The sequence below is a fragment of the Methylomonas montana genome (genome assembly GCF_030490285.1).
Lineage (GTDB): Bacteria > Pseudomonadota > Gammaproteobacteria > Methylococcales > Methylomonadaceae > Methylomonas > Methylomonas montana.
The window spans coordinates 4,428,965-4,448,451 of the sequence record NZ_CP129884.1 but is presented as its reverse complement, the minus strand read 5'-3'; the positions used below and the strand labels follow the sequence as shown (position 1 = coordinate 4,448,451).

At 55.1% G+C, this 19,487-nt stretch carries 16 protein-coding genes; 7 read left to right on the top strand and 9 right to left on the bottom strand.

The features are described 5' to 3' along the window. Nucleotides 1–87: 87 nt before the first annotated feature. Complete coding sequence (locus QZJ86_RS20570; RefSeq protein WP_301935452.1) at nucleotides 88–555, top strand: (2Fe-2S)-binding protein; 468 nt, start codon at nucleotides 88–90, stop codon at nucleotides 553–555. Next, a complete protein-coding gene (locus QZJ86_RS20565; RefSeq protein ID WP_301935451.1) occupies nucleotides 552–2,906 on the top strand; it encodes a xanthine dehydrogenase family protein molybdopterin-binding subunit in 2,355 nt (784 codons plus the stop codon). The genes QZJ86_RS20570 and QZJ86_RS20565 overlap by 4 nt, the downstream gene beginning before the upstream one ends. Before the next feature lie 34 nt (nucleotides 2,907–2,940). Here QZJ86_RS20565 and QZJ86_RS20560 read toward each other — a convergent pair whose 3' ends face one another. From QZJ86_RS20560 to QZJ86_RS20535, 6 genes are all read right to left on the bottom strand, one after another. Continuing rightward, a complete protein-coding gene (locus QZJ86_RS20560; RefSeq protein ID WP_301935450.1) occupies nucleotides 2,941–4,449 on the bottom strand; it encodes a YifB family Mg chelatase-like AAA ATPase in 1,509 nt (502 codons plus the stop codon). A gap of 6 nt (nucleotides 4,450–4,455) precedes the next feature. Next, nucleotides 4,456–4,707, bottom strand: coding sequence for a ubiquinone biosynthesis accessory factor UbiK (gene ubiK, locus QZJ86_RS20555; RefSeq protein ID WP_301935449.1), 252 nt, complete (start codon nucleotides 4,705–4,707; stop codon nucleotides 4,456–4,458). Nucleotides 4,708–4,712: 5 nt separating this feature from the next. Continuing rightward, on the bottom strand, nucleotides 4,713–5,297 hold the full coding sequence (locus tag QZJ86_RS20550) for a MarR family winged helix-turn-helix transcriptional regulator (protein WP_301935448.1): 585 nt from the start codon (nucleotides 5,295–5,297) through the stop codon (nucleotides 4,713–4,715). A gap of 74 nt (nucleotides 5,298–5,371) precedes the next feature. After that, complete coding sequence (locus tag QZJ86_RS20545) at nucleotides 5,372–6,958, bottom strand: hypothetical protein (RefSeq protein WP_301935447.1); 1,587 nt, start codon at nucleotides 6,956–6,958, stop codon at nucleotides 5,372–5,374. 11 nt (nucleotides 6,959–6,969) lie between these two features. Next, a complete protein-coding gene (locus QZJ86_RS20540) occupies nucleotides 6,970–8,709 on the bottom strand; it encodes an alpha/beta hydrolase family protein (RefSeq protein ID WP_301935446.1) in 1,740 nt (579 codons plus the stop codon). Between the two features lie 23 nt (nucleotides 8,710–8,732). Next, on the bottom strand, nucleotides 8,733–10,490 hold the full coding sequence (locus QZJ86_RS20535; protein ID WP_301935445.1) for a GMC oxidoreductase: 1,758 nt from the start codon (nucleotides 10,488–10,490) through the stop codon (nucleotides 8,733–8,735). Nucleotides 10,491–10,781: 291 nt separating this feature from the next. On the opposite strand from QZJ86_RS20535, the gene QZJ86_RS20530 reads away from it, so the two are divergent. After that, a complete protein-coding gene (locus QZJ86_RS20530) occupies nucleotides 10,782–12,011 on the top strand; it encodes an NADP-dependent isocitrate dehydrogenase (protein WP_301935444.1) in 1,230 nt (409 codons plus the stop codon). On the opposite strand, the gene QZJ86_RS20525 is transcribed toward QZJ86_RS20530, so the two are convergent. Then, entirely contained in the window at nucleotides 11,983–12,453 is a 471-nt protein-coding gene (locus QZJ86_RS20525; RefSeq protein WP_301935443.1) for a GNAT family N-acetyltransferase, read from the bottom strand. The two genes, QZJ86_RS20530 and QZJ86_RS20525, sit on opposite strands and share 29 nt — an antisense overlap. A gap of 177 nt (nucleotides 12,454–12,630) precedes the next feature. Here QZJ86_RS20525 and glyQ point away from each other — a divergent pair, with 177 nt between their 5' ends. From glyQ to QZJ86_RS20505, 4 genes are read left to right on the top strand one after another with little or no spacing between them, the layout of a single operon-like run. Continuing rightward, the gene (gene glyQ, locus QZJ86_RS20520) at nucleotides 12,631–13,545 is read left to right on the top strand and encodes a glycine--tRNA ligase subunit alpha (RefSeq protein WP_301935442.1); all 915 of its coding nucleotides are present in this window, start codon (nucleotides 12,631–12,633) and stop codon (nucleotides 13,543–13,545) included. A 2-nt stretch (nucleotides 13,546–13,547) separates the two neighbouring features. Then, a complete protein-coding gene (gene glyS, locus QZJ86_RS20515) occupies nucleotides 13,548–15,617 on the top strand; it encodes a glycine--tRNA ligase subunit beta (RefSeq protein WP_301935441.1) in 2,070 nt (689 codons plus the stop codon). After that, complete coding sequence (gmhB, locus tag QZJ86_RS20510) at nucleotides 15,614–16,156, top strand: D-glycero-beta-D-manno-heptose 1,7-bisphosphate 7-phosphatase (protein WP_301935440.1); 543 nt, start codon at nucleotides 15,614–15,616, stop codon at nucleotides 16,154–16,156. The genes glyS and gmhB overlap by 4 nt, the downstream gene beginning before the upstream one ends. Beyond that, a complete protein-coding gene (locus QZJ86_RS20505) occupies nucleotides 16,122–16,886 on the top strand; it encodes a lysophospholipid acyltransferase family protein (RefSeq protein ID WP_301935439.1) in 765 nt (254 codons plus the stop codon). Before gmhB ends, QZJ86_RS20505 begins: the two co-directional genes overlap by 35 nt. A gap of 383 nt (nucleotides 16,887–17,269) precedes the next feature. On the opposite strand, the gene QZJ86_RS20500 is transcribed toward QZJ86_RS20505, so the two are convergent. Further along, nucleotides 17,270–17,407, bottom strand: a complete 138-nt coding sequence (locus tag QZJ86_RS20500; protein WP_301935438.1) for a hypothetical protein — start codon at nucleotides 17,405–17,407, stop codon at nucleotides 17,270–17,272. 101 nt (nucleotides 17,408–17,508) lie between these two features. Next, on the bottom strand, nucleotides 17,509–19,416 hold the full coding sequence (locus QZJ86_RS20495) for a DCC1-like thiol-disulfide oxidoreductase family protein (RefSeq protein WP_301935437.1): 1,908 nt from the start codon (nucleotides 19,414–19,416) through the stop codon (nucleotides 17,509–17,511). Nucleotides 19,417–19,487: the final 71 nt, after the last annotated feature.

Below are 19,487 nucleotides of genomic sequence, written 5' to 3'. Positions count from 1 at the left end.
TCCGAGTAAGATGCCGACCGATACTCGCGCCAGATTGACGATCCGGCGCGAATGCTTTGTACCCACCGATGCAGGGAGAACCGCCCGATGACCACACTCACCATCAACGGCAAGCGCCGTAAAATCGACTTGCCGGCCGACACGCCGCTGCTCTGGGTCTTGCGCGATCATTTGGGCCTGACCGGCGCCAAATTCGGTTGCGGCATTGCCTTGTGCGGTGCCTGCACGGTGCATGTCGATGGCGAAGCGACCCGCGCCTGCGTCACGCCGATTTCGGCCGTCGTCGGTAAACAAATCGTCACGATCGAAGCCATCGACCAGGATGCAACCGGGAAGCAGATTCAAGAAGCCTGGTTAGCGCTGGCCGTGCCGCAATGCGGCTATTGCCAGCCTGGGCAAGTGATGGCCGCCACGGCCTTGCTCAAACAAAAATCCCATCCTACCGATGCCGATATCGACAAAGCCATGAGCGGCAATATTTGCCGTTGCGGCACCTACCCACGGATACGCGCAGCCATCAAGCAAGTCGCCGAGTCAACGGAGCTGAAGCCATGAACCAGTCGCCGGAGCAACTCACTAGCGTGGATAATCGTCACGCCGACGACGGCTTGTACATCGCCAACATCAGCCGCCGTGACTTTCTCAAGGATCTGGCTTTAGCCGGATTCGTACTGGCGGCCGGATTTCCGGCCCTGGTCATGGCCGACGAAACCGCCTCGCCCGCCGATCCGCAAAAATACGGTGCCGACGGCATGCCACACGGCTGGGTGGATAATCCCTTGGTGTTCGTCGCGATAGCGGCCGACGGCGCGGTGACCATCGTTTGCCACCGCTCGGAAATGGGCCAGGGCGTGCGCACCAGTCTGCCGATGGTGGTGGCCGATGAGATGGAAGCCGATTGGGCGCGGGTACAGGTGCAGCAAGCGCCCGGCGACGAAGTGCGTTACGGCAATCAAGATACCGACGGCTCGCGCAGCATGCGCCATTTTTTCCTGCCGATGCGCCGGGTCGGTGCGGCGGCCCGGCAAATGCTGGAAACGGCTGCCGCCGCGCGCTGGCGGGTAGCGGTCGAGGAGGTGCGCGCCGAGCAACATCATGTCGTCCATCCCGCCAGCGGCAGAACGCTGAGCTACGGCGAATTGGCCAAGGCTGCGGCGAAGTTGCCGGTGCCCGCCCGCGACAGCCTGCGCCTGAAAAAAACCGCCGATTTTCGCTATATCGGCAAAGGCCGGCAAGGCGTCTACGACGGCGAAGCTATCGTCTCGGGCCGCGCCCAGTACGGCATTGACACCCGCCTAAAAGACATGTTGTACGCAGTGGTGGCCCGTCCGCCGGTATTCGGCGGTAAGCTGGCGAGTTACGATGCCGGCGAAGCGCTAAAAGTGCCGGGCGTGCTTAAGGTCGTCGAGCTGCCGAGCAGTCCGCCGCCCGCTGCCTTTAATCCGCTCGGCGGCGTCGCGGTGATTGCCCGCAACACTTGGGCCGCCATTCAGGGACGCAGAGCACTGAAGATAGAATGGGATAACGGGCCGCACGCCGGTTACGATTCCAGCGCCTATAAACTGGAACTGGAAAAGGCCGCGCGCGCGCCCGGTAAGGTGGTCCGCAACCAAGGCGACGTCGATACCGCGCTGCAAACCGCCGCTAAACGGGTGGAAGCCGAATATTATTTGCCGCATCTGGCGCAATCGCCGATGGAACCGCCGGCAGCGACTGCGCGTATTGTGAAAGGGCATTGCGAAGTGTGGGCTTGCACCCAGGCGCCGCAACTGTCTCGCGACAGCGTGGCCAAATGGTTGAAACTGCCCGAGGATAAGGTGACGGTGCACGTCACGCTGCTGGGTGGCGGCTTCGGGCGTAAATCCAAACCGGACTACGTCGTCGAAGCGGCATTGTTGTCGCAGGCGATGAACGGCAAGCCGGTCAAACTGACCTGGACCCGCGAGGACGATTTGCGTCACAGTTATTTTCATACGGTGTCCGTCGAACGCCTGGAAGCGGGACTCGACGCCCAGGGCCAGCCGCAAGCCTGGCTGCATCGGACCGTTGCGCCCAGCATTTCCTCGACCTTCGGTCCCGACAGCAAACACCAAATGCCGGTCGAGTTGGGGATGGGCGTCATCAATATACCGTTCGCCATCCCCCATCTGCGTATCGAAAATCCGGAAGCCGAAGCCCATACCCGTATCGGCTGGTTCCGTTCGGTATCCAATATCCCGCATGCCTTCGCCGTGCAATCTTTCGTCGCCGAACTGGCCGCAGCGGCCGGACGCGATCCCAAGGACTACCTGCTGGAGCTGATCGGTCCGCCGCGCCGCATCGATCCGCGCAGCTTGGGAGATAGTTGGAATCACGGCGAATCGCCGGAGCTGTATCCGGTCGACACCGGCCGCTTGCGGCGCGTGACCGAAACTGCCGCCCGCGAGGCCGGCTGGGGCCGCGAACTCAGCAAGGGCCGTGGCCTGGGCATCGCCGCGCATTACAGTTTCGTCACCTATATTGCGGTGGTGGTGGAAGTGGTTATCGACGAAGCCGGCAAGCTCAGCGTGCCGCGCATCGACATTGCGGTGGATTGCGGTCCGCAGGTTAATCCGGAACGGATCCGTTCGCAGTTGGAGGGAGCTTGCATTATGGGGCTCAGCCTGGCGACGCTAGGCGAAATCAGCTTTAAGGCCGGCGCAGTCGAGCAGGACAACTTTCACGCTTATCTGTTAACGCGCATGGACGATGCGCCGCGCGAAATTCGGGTGCACTTACTACCGGCCGCCGATTTCGACACACCCTTGGGTGGCGTCGGCGAGCCGGGCGTGCCGCCGATTGCCCCGGCCTTATGCAATGCGATTTTCGCTGCGACCGGTCAGCGCATCCGCCAACTGCCGATTCGCGACCAGTTGCGGAAGGATTGAGCCTGGCGATTGGTAAGCGGTTAATGTCGAAGTATTAACGGCTGCGATCCAATTTGCGATAGCCTATAGCTTCGCTGAGGTGAGGAATTTCGATATTTTTGGAATCGGCCAGATCGGCGATGGTGCGCGCGAGTTTCAGAATCCGGTGGTAAGCCCGATGCGACAGGCCGAATTTTTCCATGGCCTGTTCCAATAGTTGATGACCAGCTTCCGACAAGGTGCAAAAAGCTTTGACCTCGGCGGCGGTCAGCGCGGCATTGGTTTTGCCGTGGCGCTGGTAAGCGATTTCTCTGGCCGCTACTACGCGTTGGCGGATGGTCTCGCTACGTTCCTCGCCGCCGGCAGAGCCTTTACGCAACACTTCCAGCGCGACGCGCGGTACTTCCAAATGCATGTCTATCCTGTCCAGCAAGGGCCCGGACACTCTGGCGCGGTAACGGGCGACTTGTTCGGAGGTACAGCGGCAGCGGCCGGAGGCGTCCCCCAAATAGCCGCACGGGCAGGGATTCATCGCCGCGATCAACTGAAAGCTGGCCGGAAAATCGGCTTGGCGGTTGGCGCGAGAAATGGTGATATGGCCGGTTTCTAACGGTTCGCGCAGCACTTCCAGCACTTTTCTGTCGAATTCAGGCAATTCATCGAGGAACAGGGCGCCGTGATGCGACAAGGAGATTTCGCCCGGTTTGGGATTGCTGCCACCGCCGACCAGCGCCGCCGCCGAAGCGGTATGGTGCGGTGCCCGGTAAGGCGGCTGCCGCCAACGACTGACATCCAGGCCGTGGTCACTGATCGAGGCCAGTGCGGCGGTTTCCTGGGCTTGCTGTTCGCTAAGCTCCGGCAAAATAGTCGGCAAACGCGCCGCCAACATCGATTTGCCGGTACCCGGCGGCCCGAGCATCAATAAATTATGTTTGCCGGCCGCGGCGATTTCCATCGCTCGTTTGACATGAAACTGACCGTGCACGTCGGCGAAGTCCACGGTGAAGACCGCTTGTTCAAAGCCGACGTTAATCGACGGCGGCGGGATACGTTGTTGGCCGCTTAAATGGGCGCAGACTTCCAACAGGTTTCGGGCCGGCAACAATTGCGCATCCTTGATTAAAGCCGCCTCCGGCGCGCAACCAACTGGCAGAATCAGTTGCCTGTGAGCATTTCGGCAATGAATCGCCACCGGCAGCGCGCCGGGAATCGGCCGCAGCTCACCACCTAGCGACAGCTCGCCTATGCATTCGTACTCGTGCAAGGCATCCTTGGGAATTTGCCCGGAGGCGGCGAGGATGCCTAGCGCAATGGCCAGGTCGAAGCGGCCGCCTTCCTTGGGCAGGTCGGCGGGGGCCAGATTGATGGTAATGCGCTGGAACGGGAACTCGAAGTGCGAATTGATGATCGCCCCACGCACTCTATCCTTGCTTTCCTTCACCGCCGTCTCGGGCAAACCGACGATATTGAGCGCCGGCAAGCCATTGCTGACATGCACTTCCACCGTCACTTGCGGGGCGTCTATGCCGGAACGGCCTCGGCTGTAAACGACGGCCAGCGACATGGCGGTTTAGTCTTTTAAAATCCGCTGTTCCAGTTCGGCGACGCGTTTTTCCAGTTCTTCCAGGCGGGCGCGGGTTTTCGCCAATACCGCTTTTTGCACTTCAAATTCTTCGCGGCTGACCAGGTCCAGCTTGGACAGCCCGCTTTGCAACAAGGCGTGCACGTTTTTTTCGACGTCGTCTTTCAGATTATGCAAGCCCGGCGGAATGGCGTTGGCGATACGGTCGGCGAGGTTGTCAATGGCTTTGGGATCGAACATGATGATTACTCTTGGTCTATGAATGGATTGGGTACGGGTAGATGATCGCGGCATATCTTATCAGTATCCTCGCGATCTAAAGGTTGTTCGGTCAGGCCGCATTGATAGTGATGCTGTTCGACCGAAAAATAACGGCAGGAACGGCATAAACCAAAGCTCTTGGACTGATTGACTTTTTGCAACACGCCCAGCGTGGTTTGCAAAGCCTGACCGATGGTATCGAATTCCTGGCGGCTGACCTTGGTTTCCGCCTGCTTGAATAAATCCAGCGGCTTTAGTTCATCTATCAGGCGTATGCCGGCTTCGGTCAGACTCAGATGCACTACCCGGCCGTCCAGGCTGTCGGTGGTTTTATCCAGATAATGCTTGCGCTCCAGAATCTGGATGGTCTGCGACACGGTGCCCTTGGTCAAGCCCAGATATTCCGCGACCGCGGCATGGGTGTTGCTGTATTTATTGCACTTGGCCAGATATTCCAGCACTTGGCCATGCACCGGCTGTAGACCGATCGTGGCATATTTTTTTCGCTCTTCCGAACGCAATAAGGCGCTGATCCGCTCGATCAGCTTGAATGTTTCTAATTCCTGCATCAGCGCGATTCTAACACAGGCCGGCCGCCTGACATGAATGGAGCGGCCGGTACTGGCATAGAAATCGGCTGGACTTAGCCCAAGCTGTCCATATGGTCGCCCCAACTGAGATTGTCTCTGACGAAGTAACGGTACTGCGCCGGCGCTTGCTTTTGCAGGTTCAACACGTATAGCGTACGTCCGATACCGCGCCGCCGATAACCACCCTTTTCCTTGTCCACAACCTGATCGCGCCAGGCACCGAAGTTGATATAAGTAAGGTTTTTATACGAACCGCTGGGCGGATAATCCATATCGGCTTCCGCTTCGATCGGTATGTGGGTGTGGCCCTCGCCATGCAAATGAAAGCCTTTTGCCAGAAAAGCGTCTTGAAAGGTCGGAAAGCTTTGCAGGTTTTTAAAACTGGCGCCGTCCTCGCTGTAAACCGAGATCGGCAGCAGTTTTTCCAGCATGTCGGCCAATAACAAAATGCCGCGCACCAATTGCAATTGAATGCGGAACATATTGAAAGGGCCGGTCAGCATCAACCAAACCCTGGCGACTCTCAAACCAAGGCGCCTGGCCGTCGGCGAGCTTTCCAGTACAAAATCGTCTTTCAACCATTCGTATAAGGCTTTGTATAGCTCAGTTTCGATGATGTCGCGCACGATCTCGGTAGACTTGTTACGCGTTTCCTCCAAGATCCGGCTGACGGCGGCCGACGTCGGTCGATAGAGATCCAATTCGGCCAAAATACGCCGGATGCGGGTCAAATCCGGTTTGGGTTGAGTTTGGCTTTCGTATTGATCTAGTGCCACATAGCTACGATAGATAAAGGTCGACAACGCGCCGGCCGCGACGGTGTCGCCGAAGCAGGGCGCGGTGAATGGCTGGTAATTCAGCTGTTGCCAGGCCTTGGCGCGCCAGCCGTCCTTGGTGGTCCAGCCTGCTTGGCCGTTGCCGGCGGCGAAACTGAGGCAATTGTCGCGATCCCGCCATTGGCCGTGGGTGATAAACACCCGTAGCCCGGCGTCTCCCCAATAAAACGGCAACCAGGGCACGCTATCGGGCGCGGCAAAATGCTGGTCGTTGTCGAAGTACATCCGCCCTACCCACTTTCGATAAGCCGGCGGCAGTTCTGCGATGTTCTGTCCCAGGCATTGCTCGTAAAAAGTCTTCAACACCTCGGGAACAGCGAAAATCTCCTTGTCATGGTTGCCCAGCAAGGTCAGTATTTCCACCGCTACACCTTCGCCGCGCAACGCCTTGGCGGTTTGCTGCAGAAGATAGAAAAATCCCGCGGGCTTGTTCTCGCTAGGCGCTCGGGTGTGTATGTCAACGATCTTGGTCATGATCCGGGTTAAACAGGGCGCGAACTCGGGATGATGGCGCTGCCAGGGATACACCTGGCTTTTGGCCCATTCCGCGCTACGGATCATATCCACCACGTCACCATCCAAAATAAAGACTAGTTCGTCGATCTTTTGCATCTCGCAGGCCCTGACGATGTCATCGAAGAAGGTCGGCCAAACCGTTTTCTCCGGGCTTTGATCGCCGGCACTGTCGTCGGTGAAATGCACGTCGCTGATGCAGACGCACAAGCGGTTTTGCGGTATCGGATCGCCACGCTCCGGTTGCAGAGTATCCAGCGTCAGTTGTAAATCTTCTTGGGTACTGGCCATGATTGCGCTCCTCAATTCCGGTGTTTTTGCAAAAATTCCACGAAGCGCGGAAAGATGTCCTGGGCGGCGTTTTTGCCCATGATCACATCGGCATGGCCGTAATCGGGGAACAGATGCAGTTCATGGCGGCCCGGCACGATTTGCTCCAGGCGTTGGTGACAGACGATATTGGAGTTGCGGAACAAAGCATTGTCCTGGCCGGCGACGAATAGACACGGGGTGTCGATCTCGGCGGCATGCTGGAAATAATTGTCCGGCAAGCTGCGGTAACGCGGCTCGTTGGGCAGATATTTGACGGCGGTATTGTTGGCATTGACCATTTTCAACACGTGTCGGTAATAATTGACGCTGCAACCGCCGAACAAGTCGCCGCAGCGGCGGTGAGTCACATCGTGCAGGTTTTCGTGTTTGTACAACACCGGAAAACCCCAACCCCACATGAAACTCAGCATATGGCACTCGGGCGAATCGCATTCGCGATGGAAGGCTGAAATCGCCATCGCCAATAATTTGCCTGCGCCCAGCCCCGGTTCGCGCCGCCAGTAGGGGTTCAGATAATCCACGCCTAAAATATAATCGGCGGCCAACGGCCCCAGATACAGCTTGATCTTGGCCGGCAGCGGCACACAAGGCGTCAGCGCCACACCGTTGGCAATCAGGCTGCGCACGCCGGTCACCGCCTTGCCGAACAGGCCCATGGTAAATGCCAGTGCCCCAAAGCAATGACTGATGACATGGATGCGGGCGGAAGGCCCGACTGCCGCGCGCACGGTGGCGATGGCCGCCGGCATGTCGTAGAGCGCCAGATCGTCGACATTGTAATTGTGCCGATGCAGATTATAGGAATAACGGTTGCTGATCCGGCCATCGAGCGTCCAGACGTCGCTGAAACCGTGATCCAGCAAATAGCTGGTCAGGTTGTAATGTTCCGGCATGATGAACATATCGCTGGCGGCGGTCAGGCCCGGCACCAGAACTACTACATCGTCGCAGACCGCGCGCTTGAAGCGCAACAAGCTCAGGCCCAGTCGGTCGGTGGTGGTGAACGGGTGGGTACTGATCTCGGCGTCCTTGACGCCCTCGGTGGTAAACAACGGAATTTCTCGTTCGAAACCGCCCATCTTCGGCGTCAGCGACGGTTTGTAGACTTCCCACAACGCGCCCAAAAAGAAGCCGCCGAAGCGTTCCACCGCGTGCAGGCGGTCTTTTAAAGTCTCGCCGCTGGCGCGTATGGTGGTTAGCTGCTTGGCAAAATCCATTATCTCGATATACAGCAGGCCGGTGGCGTAGACCTTGGCTTTGGCTTCTTTATCGGCTTCCACATGACCCTTGAACAAATTGGTGAACAAGGTGGTGGTGTCGGCCCACAAATCCGGACCGACATTGTTTTGAATCTGCTTGCGGCCGCTCAAGGTCAAGGCCTGGCCGTTGGCGTCGGTAAAAAACAGTCGATAGAGCATTTGTTTGCGGTCGGCGTCGGCGCTATCGACGAATAGATTGAACACGCCTTTATCCACCGTGCGACGGCCGCCGATCAAGTCGCCCTCCACATAGCCTATCGCCGCCGATTGGTGGGCGTCGGACTCCAAAAAAGTATCCAGATCGTCGCTTTGGATGGTCAGATGAAACATGAAGTAATGGTTATCTTCCTTGCCTTGCTTATAACCGTCTTCGAAAGCGGTTTGGCCCAGACTGAGATAGCCTTTCATTTCTTCGGTAAATTCGAACGAGGTTTTGTTGGTATTTGTCATGTCAGTATTCCTGTGAATTAGGTTTACACGCCCAGGCTGGCATCGGGCTTGATGCCGGTGATGCCTTCCGCAATCCATTCGGCCGTCGCGGAGATCGTCGCAATTGGATTGGCGCCAACTGCGCTCGGCAAGATAGAACCGTCCACCACATACAAGCCTTGGTAACCGAAAGCTTGGCCGCGTTGCTCGGGATGGCCACTGACCACGCCTTTGTCCGGCGAGTCGGCCAGGATGCAGCCGCCCAGAGGATGCACAGTCACGTTATGGCGAATTGGTAATTCCCAGGTCGGCAGCGGAAAAAACCAGTCGGATTTGACAAACTTTTTGAAGCGTTCGCCAGCGGCGAGGATGGCTTGATACAAGCTCATGCTGGTATCTTGCGGCCAATCCAAATCGATGCGGCCGTCCGCATTCAAGCTCAGCGTACCGTCGCCGTGATCCAGGCCCATGCACAGCAGCACCGCGGTTTTGGATGACAGATCGTCTTTTAAAATTTCGTGCAAGGAAAAACCCAAGGAACCGTTCCATACCCCGCTGCTCAAATATTTTTTCAGCCATGCGATCAAGGCTTTCAGCGCGCGGATCAGTTTGCGCAAGGTGCTGGTCGGGAAAGCGCCTTCGATATACCAGGCCAGCGAAGCCGGATAGGAAGCGTCTTCCAGCACGAAAGCCTGTTGTCGATTAAAGCGGTCGAACAGGTTGTAATCGGTATATTGGGTAATCACCGGGCCGTAGTTGGGATCGGCCGGTTTTTTGCCTTCCACCGCAAACGATAGAAAATCGCCGTTACCGGAGAACCAGCGGCCCAATTGCTCGCTGAGTTTGGGCAGGCTGCGATGCACGTCGCGGCAGCGCAGCAACAACTCGTTGCTGCCGAATGTGCCCGCCGAAACCACTACCCGGCGGGTTTTCAGGCTTTCCAGTTGGCCCGATGCGAAGTTTTGAAATTCGATCCGATAACCGAATTCGCCGCTGGCCGAGCTGTCGTCGTCGCCGTGTTGGTTGAGCGGGACGATTTTTTCGGCTTGGCAGTCGGTGAGCACCTGGCCGCCGTGTTGGTGTTCGCCGGCATGGATGTAATTCAGATCGAGGGTGTTTTTGGAATGGGTGTTGCAACCGACGTCGCATTCGCCACAGTAGGTGCAGGAGGTTTGCGTGGCGCCGTAGCGGTTTTTCTCCTGCAAACCAATCGCTAACGGCGCATCTTGGCCTTTATAGCTGTAGTCGTTGCCGAAGAATACGCAGATGTCGGCCAGCGTGCTGTTGCGGTTTTCGCTGGCGGCAAATTCCTGAAACAGTTCGGTACGGACGATTTGTCGGCGTTCGTCGTTTTGCCAGGACGGCACCGGGCGGGCGCCCAATACCTGTTTAGCGACTTGATAATAAGGTGCGAGGGTGGCTTTATCCAAACCGCTTGGCCAGCCCTGCTCGAACACCGCATCGGGCGGCTCCAGGAACACGTTGGCGTAGATCAAAGAGCCGCCGCCCAAACCAGCCGACACGATCGCGTCCATTTTCTGATAATTGCGGATGTCGAACAGGCCGCGCAGGTTTTTGTCGCGGATATGCCGCGGACGGTTGACGGCCTCGCCGCCTATGCTCCAGAAACTGTCAGCAATCTGCTTGGGCGAGCGGGCGAACGATGCCATCGGATAACGCCGGCCGCGCTCCAGCAATAGCACCTTATTGCCCCACTTCTGCGCCAATCGGCAAAAACTGATGGAACCGCCGAAGCCGCTACCGATGACGATCGCCTCGTAATCGAAGATCTGATCAGCCATTTACACCTCCTCAAAAAAGACATTTTATTATTATTGGTTCATTGATCCGTTCTTGGAAAGCTAACGAAATGTTACGCCGTCAGGCTAACATAATCGCTAAAACCCTGTACGGAACAATGCCTTGCAGCGCAATCCGCCGACTGCGCCATCGCAGTATAGACCAGTTCCTGCATCACTTCGATGAATGGATTCCGTCTTGGCGGCCGGTCGGCTTTACCCGGTGGGTATGCGGTGGTTCACGGTCAGGCAAGCTATACTGACAGTCATTTTCAGCGATAGATGGGGAGCGTTATGCAAAAAATATCCGTCAAAAATCCGGTGGTGGAAATCGACGGCGACGAAATGACCCGCATCATCTGGCATTTCATTAAAGCTAAATTGATCCTGCCTTATCTGGATCTGCCAATCGATTATTACGATCTGAGTATCGAACATCGCGACGCCAGCGACGACCAAATCACCATAGACGCCGCCAACGCCATCAAAAAGCACGGTGTCGGCATCAAATGCGCGACCATCACCCCGGACGAAGCGCGGGTGGAAGAATTCAAATTGAAGAAGATGTACAAATCGCCGAACGGCACGATTCGTAACATCCTCGACGGCACCGTATTCCGCGAACCGATTATCTGTAAAAACGTGCCGCGGCTGGTGCCGAACTGGACCCAGCCGATCTGCATCGGCCGGCATGCGTTCGGCGACCAATACCGTGCCACCGACTTCGTCACCAAGGGCAAGGGGAAATTGAAGATCAGCTTTAGCCCGGACGACGGCGGCCCGGAGCAAAGCTTTGAGGTGTATCACTTCGAAGGCGACGGTGTGGCCCTGGCGATGTATAACACCGACGAGTCCATCGCCGGCTTCGCCCGCAGTTGTTTCAACGTGGCGCTGGATCGTGGCTGGCCGCTGTATTTGTCCACCAAAAACACCATCCTGAAAAAATACGACGGCCGCTTCAAAGACATCTTCGAAGCCATTTACCAAGCCGAATACAAAGACCTGTACCAAGCTAAAGGTATCGTCTACGAGCATAAGCTGATCGACGATATGGTCGCGTCTGCGTTGAAATGGAACGGCGCCTTCGTCTGGGCGTGCAAGAACTACGACGGCGACGTGCAATCCGACACCGTCGCCCAGGGCTTTGGTTCGCTGGGTTTGATGACTTCCACGCTGGTCACGCCGGACGGCAAAACCATGGAAGCAGAAGCCGCTCACGGCACCGTCACCCGCCATTACCGCATGCATCAACAAGGCAAGAAGACATCGACCAATCCGATTGCGTCGATCTTTGCCTGGACCCGTGGCCTGGCGTTTCGCGGCAAATTGGACGGCAACGTCGAGTTGATTCACTTCTGCGAAACCCTGGAAAAAGTCTGCGTCGATACCGTCGAATCGGGAAAAATGACCAAGGACTTGGCCCTGTGCATCTACGGCGACGATCTGAACGACTCGCACTATTTAACCACCGAGGATTTTTTGGAGGCCTTGCGGTTTAACCTGGAGCGCAGCTTGTCCGCTTGAAAAGCATCAGCCGCATCGGCACCATCGCCGATACCTCAAAGCCTTGCCGCCCGTAAAACCGCTGCGCATTCAGATTGTCGCCATCGGTTAGCAGGGTAATTCGTCGGCAGCCATGCTGTTGGGCAAATGCCAGCGCATGCTCCAGCAGCGCCGATCCAACGCCCGAACCGCGCACATCGCCGGCTACCACCATGTCTTCCAGCCAGGCCACTCGTTCGCCCAGCGCGGTGGAGACGGTATACAGCAGGCTGACCATGCCCAGAATTCGTCCTTCCCGGCGCGCCACAAAAATATGGCCGACGGCTGGGTCGACGACGATACGAGCCAAACCCCGGCTCTGAGCGGCGTCATCCGGCTGGAATTCCACTTCCTGACTGAACAACTCGTTTAATAACCGGCACAGCGCTGGAATGTCGGCCTCGCCGGCTAAATTGATTTCCATCTTGATCTCCTCATTCCGGCCAAATGCCGTGCGGACCAGTGTAAGCGGAAATTTGTCGCCGATAAAGCTGCCGATTCGGCGGCCTGTCCGTCACACTTAAGGCCCTGGCCGCGTCTGCTTGACAGGGACTTTTCGGGTATAATCCGCGTATTTTTTATCAATCAAGTGGCTCCCGACGTGTCGATTAGCAAAAACGATGTCTCTACTTTTCAGGGCCTGATTCTGACCTTACAGGAATACTGGTCGAATCAGGGTTGTGTGTTGTTGCAGCCTTTGGATCAGGAAGTGGGCGCCGGGACCTTTCACCCCGCGACGTTCTTGCGCGCCATCGGCCCGGAGCCATGGAACTCGGCGTATGTGCAGCCTTCGCGTCGCCCGACCGACGGCCGTTACGGCGAAAACCCCAACCGCTTGCAGCATTATTATCAGTTTCAGGTGGTGATGAAACCGTCGCCGGCCAATATTCAGGAATTGTATCTGGGTTCGTTGCGGCATCTCGGCCTGGATTTGCTGGAACACGATATTCGTTTCGTCGAGGATAACTGGGAATCGCCTACGCTGGGCGCCTGGGGATTAGGCTGGGAAGTCTGGCTGAATGGCATGGAAGTCACCCAGTTCACCTATTTCCAACAAGTCGGCGGTCTCGAATGCAAGCCGGTCACTGGCGAAATCACCTACGGTCTGGAACGGATCGCCATGTATCTGCAAGGCGTGGAGAGCGTGTACGACTTGGTCTGGACCCGCGGCCCGCAAGGCGTGGTCACTTACGGCGACGTGTTCCACCAAAACGAAGTGGAAATGTCGGAGTTTAACTTCGACCATGCCAATGTCGATTTCCTGTTCAATTGCTTCGACACCTACGAGCGCGAATGCCTGATGCTGCTGGAGAAAAACCTGCCGCTGCCGGCTTACGAGATGGTGTTGAAAGCCTCGCATTCTTTTAACCTGCTCGACGCCCGCCATGCCATCTCGGTCACCGAGCGTCAACGTTTCATCCTAAGGGTACGCAACATGGCCAAATCGGTCGCCGAAGCCTATTACAACCGCCGGGAAGCGCTGGGCTTTCCGATTCTCGCCAGACAGGGAGCGTAATCATGACTGCGACCAATCATTTATTGTTCGAACTGGGCTGTGAGGAATTGCCGCCGAAGTCGTTAAAAAAACTCAGCCAGGCTTTGCTGGACAACATGCTGGCCGGTTTGAAAGAAGCTGGCCTCAGTTATAACCAAGCCCGTGCCTACGCAACGCCTCGTCGTCTAGCGGTATTGATCGACGACTTGGAGACTTTTCAAGCCGACAAAGTCGTCGAAAAGCGCGGTCCGGCTTTGCAAGCCGCTTACGGACCTGACGGCACGCCGAGCAAGGCGGCACTGGGTTTTGCGTCCAGTTGCGGCGCCAGCTTCGAGCAATTGGAAAAGCTTGAAACCGACAAAGGCGCTTGGCTGATCTTCAAACAAGCTGTTAAAGGTCAAGCTACCGCCGAATTGATCCCGGACATCATCCGGAAAAGCCTGGGGAATTTGCCGATTGCCAAACGCATGCGCTGGGGCAATTTCGATAGCGAATTCGCCCGTCCGGTGCATTGGGCGGTGTTATTGTTTGGCCAGGAAGTCATAGAAACCGAAATCCTGGGCGTAGTTAGCGGCCGGAACAGCCGTGGTCATCGTTTTCATGCCCCCTTGGATTTACGCATCGGCGTTCCGCACGATTATCTGGAAACCTTGTTGCAAGAAGGCAAGGTGATCGCCGATTTCGAACAACGCATGACCCGGATCCGCGACGCCGCCAATCAGGCCGCCAGCAAAGTCGGCGGCGCTGCGTATATCGAAGAGGATTTGCTGGAAGAAGTCGCGGCGCTGAACGAGTGGCCGGTGCCGGTGGTCGGTAATTTCGACGCCCGCTTTTTGGAGTTACCCCAGGAAGTGTTGATTACCACGATGCAGGCCAATCAGAAATATTTCCCGGTGAAAAACGCCCAAGGCGGATTGTTGCCGCATTTCATCACCTTCGCCAATATCGAAAGCTCCAACCCGGCTTCGATTCAACACGGCAACGAGCGAGTGGTGTTGCCGCGCCTGTCCGACGCCGAATTTTTCTGGAAACAGGATAGAAAACAATCGCTGGCCGATCGCGTCGAAAGCCTTGGGACAATCGTATTTCAGAAAGACCTCGGCACCTTACTGGAGAAGACAGACCGGGTCGGCAAACTGGCGACATTGATCGCGGAGAAATTGGCTACCGATGTCACATTGGCGAAACGCGCGGCTTTGCTGGCGAAGACCGATTTAATGACCAACATGGTCGGCGAATTCGCCAACCTGCAAGGCACGATGGGCCGTTATTACGCGCTGGCCGATGGCGAAAATGCGGATGTAGCGCTGGCATTGGAAGAGCAGTATTACCCCAAACAATCGGGCGGCGCGACGCCCAGCGGCCAAATCGGCCGGATTCTGGCGCTGGCGGAAAAAATTGACACCTTGAGCGGAATTTTCAGCGCCGGCTTGATTCCGACCGGCGACCGAGACCCTTACGCATTGCGTCGGGCGACGCTAGGCATTTTACGGATTTTGATCGAAAACGGTATTGCGCTGGATGTCGTCGAGCTATTGGATGCCGCGCTGGATCAATTCAGCCATGCCTTCAACAAAGCCGAAACCCGGCAGCGAGTAATCGACTTTATTTTCGACCGCTTGAAAGGTTATTGTTTGGATCAAGGTTACAGTGCGGACGAATTCGAAGCGGTGTTAGCGGTGGGCCCGACCCGGCCGCTGGATTTCATGCTGCGGATTCGCGCCGTGCAGGCTTTCCGGCAATTGCCGGAAGCCGAAAGTCTGGCGGCCGCCAACAAGCGCATCATCAACATCCTGAAAAAATCGGATCAACCCATCGCGGACAGCATCGGCACATTAGTGGAAGCCGCCGAGAAGAATTTGCTGGTGGCAGCCGAGCAATCGGAAGCCGACATTCTACCGTTGTTGGCCGAACAGAATTATCCGCTGGCTTTGAGTCGTCTGGCGCAGTTGCGCGACACGGTCGATGCGTTTTTCGATAACGTGATGGTCAATACCGACGACGTAACATTGCGTAACAGCCGATTGGCTTTGCTGGCAATGTTGTCCAACCAATTCCTGAAAATCGCCGATATTTCCAAACTGCAAGCGTGACCGATCGCTACGTTATTCTGGACCGCGACGGCACGATTAATATCGATTCCGATGCCTTCATCAAGTCGCCGGAGGAATGGCTGCCGATCCCCGGCAGCCTGGAAGCCATCGCCTTGCTGAACCGGCATGGTTACAAAGTCGTGGTGATCAGCAATCAATCCGGCATCGCCAGAGGCTTGCTCGGATTGGCGGCGTTGGAAGCTATCCACGCCAAAATGCGCCAGTTGACGAAAGCCGCTGGCGGCGACATCGAGGCCATTTATTTTTGTCCGCACGGGCCGAACGACGCCTGCGCTTGCCGTAAGCCCAAGGATGGCCTGTTTCGGCGTTTTGCCGCCGATACCCAGACCGATTTGAGCCAGACCTATTCGGTCGGCGATTCCTTGCGCGACATCCAGGCGAGCGAATCGGCCGGCGCTAAAGCGATCCTGGTCAGAACCGGCAAGGGCGAAAAAACCTTGCTTAACCATCCCCAACTCAACGTTCCTATTTTCGATAATCTTTATGAAGCAGCCACGCACATCGTCTCGAAAAGCTGATTTCAGGGTTTACCTGGGCTCGACACTGTTATTTATTTACATTGTATTCTCGACGCTGATCGTCGGCGTGGCCATTTTGGGTGGTACTTTTCTACCGTTTAAAACACGCTACAAAATTGCCGATATCTGGATCGATTGCCTGTTGTTCATGCTGAAGCTGTGTTGCCGTTTGAGCTATAAAGTGGAAGGACTGGAAAATATTCCACGCGACCAGGCAGCCATTATTCTCAGCAAACATCAATCGGCTTGGGAAACGGTGGCATTGCGGCAGTTTATTTCGCCGCAAACCGCTGTGTTGAAAAAATCGCTGCTGCAAATCCCGTTCGGCGGTTGGGCATTGGCTACCTTAAAGCCGATTGCCATCGATCGGCAAAATCAAAAAGAAGCGCTAAAAATGCTGATCGATCAAGGTACCGAGCGTTTGCAGGAAGGCTTGTTTGTGGTGGTGTTTCCGGAAGGAACCCGAGTCGCGCCTGGCGCTCATAAAAAGTTTAATGCGGGTGGCGCGATGTTGGCGCAAAAATCGGGTTTCCCGGTGATTCCGTTAGCGCATAATGCCGGCGAATTTTGGCCGCGCAACAGTTTTTTGAAATATCCGGGCGTGATTAGGGTGAAGATCGGGCCGCCGATTAGCAGCATCGATAAAAAGTCGAAGGATATTAATGCCGAGGCCGAGATCTGGATTGCGCAAGCTATGGCCGAGATTGAGGCGGAGCGCGCTGAAAGGTAGCTTGAGCGATACTTAATCAGCGGACATAAAAAAGGCCCACTTTCGTGGGCCTTTTTTTAAAGCTTCAAGCTTAAAGAGCTACAGAAGTAGAGCTAGAAACTTTTTGTTTTGATGCATCTGGATCGTCCATGCAACCGCTCAAACCAACAATCATCAGGGTCATCGCTAAAAGAGATAATACTTTTTTCATAACATCCTCCAAATAAAAGTTTTTTTATATTTTTTCGTGTACTGAATCTAAACAGAAAATTAAGCACGGCGGGATTTAAACATGGCAAAGCCATGTAGCGCAAACGAAATCTGTTTGGAGGAGGGGTTTTAACGCATAAGGCCCACTCGCGTGGGCCTTACTCAGGAATGTAAAAGTCCTGCCAACGCTAGGATTAGTTAACCCCTGAACCTTGTTGGGCAGGAGAACCATAGCCTTTTGGTTTAGGGTTGCCTTGGTCTGGATCGTCCATGCAACCGCTCAAGCTCAGAATCATCATTACCATAGCCAAGACAGAAAATACTTTTTTCATAACATCCTCCGAATTAAAGGTTTTTTATTTTTGTGTGTACTCAAATTCAAGCACGTAAAATTTATAGCATGACAATTCGGCTCATGCAATACCCTATTTACTCACAAAACATCGATGTCTTTCGGTAGATTAATCTTCACTTCCTTGCCGACCCATTGCGCGCTGCCTATCGCCTGCCATTCTCCAGACAAGTTGCTGTTTCGTAGATCCTTTTCCCATACGAGCGGCGCCCTGATTTTTTTCATTTTGACGATAAACTGGGTGTCTTCCAGGGTCAGACCGGTCTTTTTTCCCCAGAACGCCGTCACCTTCATGATGAATTTTTTCAACCGGATCTCATCGATATTCGGCGTCACCGCAATGTTGGCCCACATCGAATGCACTCGTCCCCAATTAGGCGCCAACAGCCGGCCTTGACGGTCGACGAACGGTAGCCAATGTTCTTCGCCGTTGGCATCCAAATAGGTAATCGCCAGCAAATGGTCGTATCCCTCGAAATGATCGTGCAGGTACAGGGCATGCGGCGTGATGCCCAAAAAGGTATGCGACATCATCAGCAAGGCATTGCTCATATCCGCCAGCATGCTGGTTATTGGCGACTGGCGTGTGTCGACATGCAGTCGATATAGCAAGCCATAATGGAAACTGCTGTTGAATTGAAACAAGATCAGCACCAACAACACTTTACTGATTTTATGGACATGGCTGCGGGCTGGCAAAGCATGCTCCGCTTCGAAAATTCGTTCGTACAGACTTGGCGACAGGCTTTCGCTGGACGCAGGTAAACAGCTGGTATCGCAGACCAATCTGGAGCGAGAATCGGCGATGGTCCGGTAGCGCCTGCAAACCCATGAATAAATCAGCGGCATTTTCATCAGCCAACCAATTATTGCGGTATAGCGCATCGCGATTAGAATTTGCGCATAGGTATCGATACCCGCGTAGACGCGACCGTCATCGTCCAGCGCATAGAGATCGGTCAGTAATTGCTTTTCACCCAGCTCGGCTAAGGCCGGATAATCTATCGCAAAGACTTGCGCCGGCTTAAAATCGACGCGACGCAATATGTCGAAATGATTCAGCGTCAACACGGTGCGGTTACACAACGGACATTGTTGGTCGTAAAATACCCTCAATACCGGCTGCTTTGCCTTGAGGAAGCGACCAATCCGCTTATACCAAGCAAACGGTATCACCAAGGTATAGAAAATCAGCATGCCCATCCCAAAAGGATAAATGTTGAAGGACAACGTGATGCCAATATGTAGCGAAATACCGATCAGAAAAAACAACCACCTAAAGTGGCGGCGATAGTAAAAAAATAAAAAGCTGAATTGAAAAACGATGATGGTGTAGCCGATGAATTTCTGCAAAATCTCGATGTTCAACAGCCACGACATATCGATTGCAGAAATGTAATACGGAATCGATGACGGCAGCCAAGCTCCCAGACCGTTGCGCCAATGCTCGGCAAACATCTTGTGTATCGCCGAGTCGAAATACAGAAAACCCAGACAAATAATCACCGGCAAGTGATAAACCAGCGCCGACACTTCGGCAGCTTGGTACTGGGAATAATGCACGAAGGGGCTGAGCAGTTTTCTTCTGAGATTGTCGACCGAAAATGCTTTATCGATCGGCATGAAAATCAGGAAGAAGTTGGCGCCAATCATGAACAAATCAAAGCCGCCGTCGAAATCGCGCTGCATCGGCGTGAAATTGACGAACACCAGCCAAAACAGATAATTCGCAATACTGGCGGCCTGACAGCGATAACCGATGGCCAAACAAAATGCCACCACTGCCCACAAGCACAGAAAAAACGGGATCATCGGAAATTCGACATCCAGAAAAGGAATCGGGTCGAAAATCAGGTGATTGAAATAAATCAGGAAGAACACTTCCTGTAGCGTTACCAGTCCGAACAGTAACCTGAACAAGCCTACGCCGGTCGCCGGGACTTTTTTCGAATAAAGCGAATTGATTTTCAGAACTAACAGTTTGTACATATCGCGTCAGCAGGCCAAAAGGTCACGGATTATAAGGTATTTCAGTTAGGCCCGCTTTAGGCAAAAAAAAA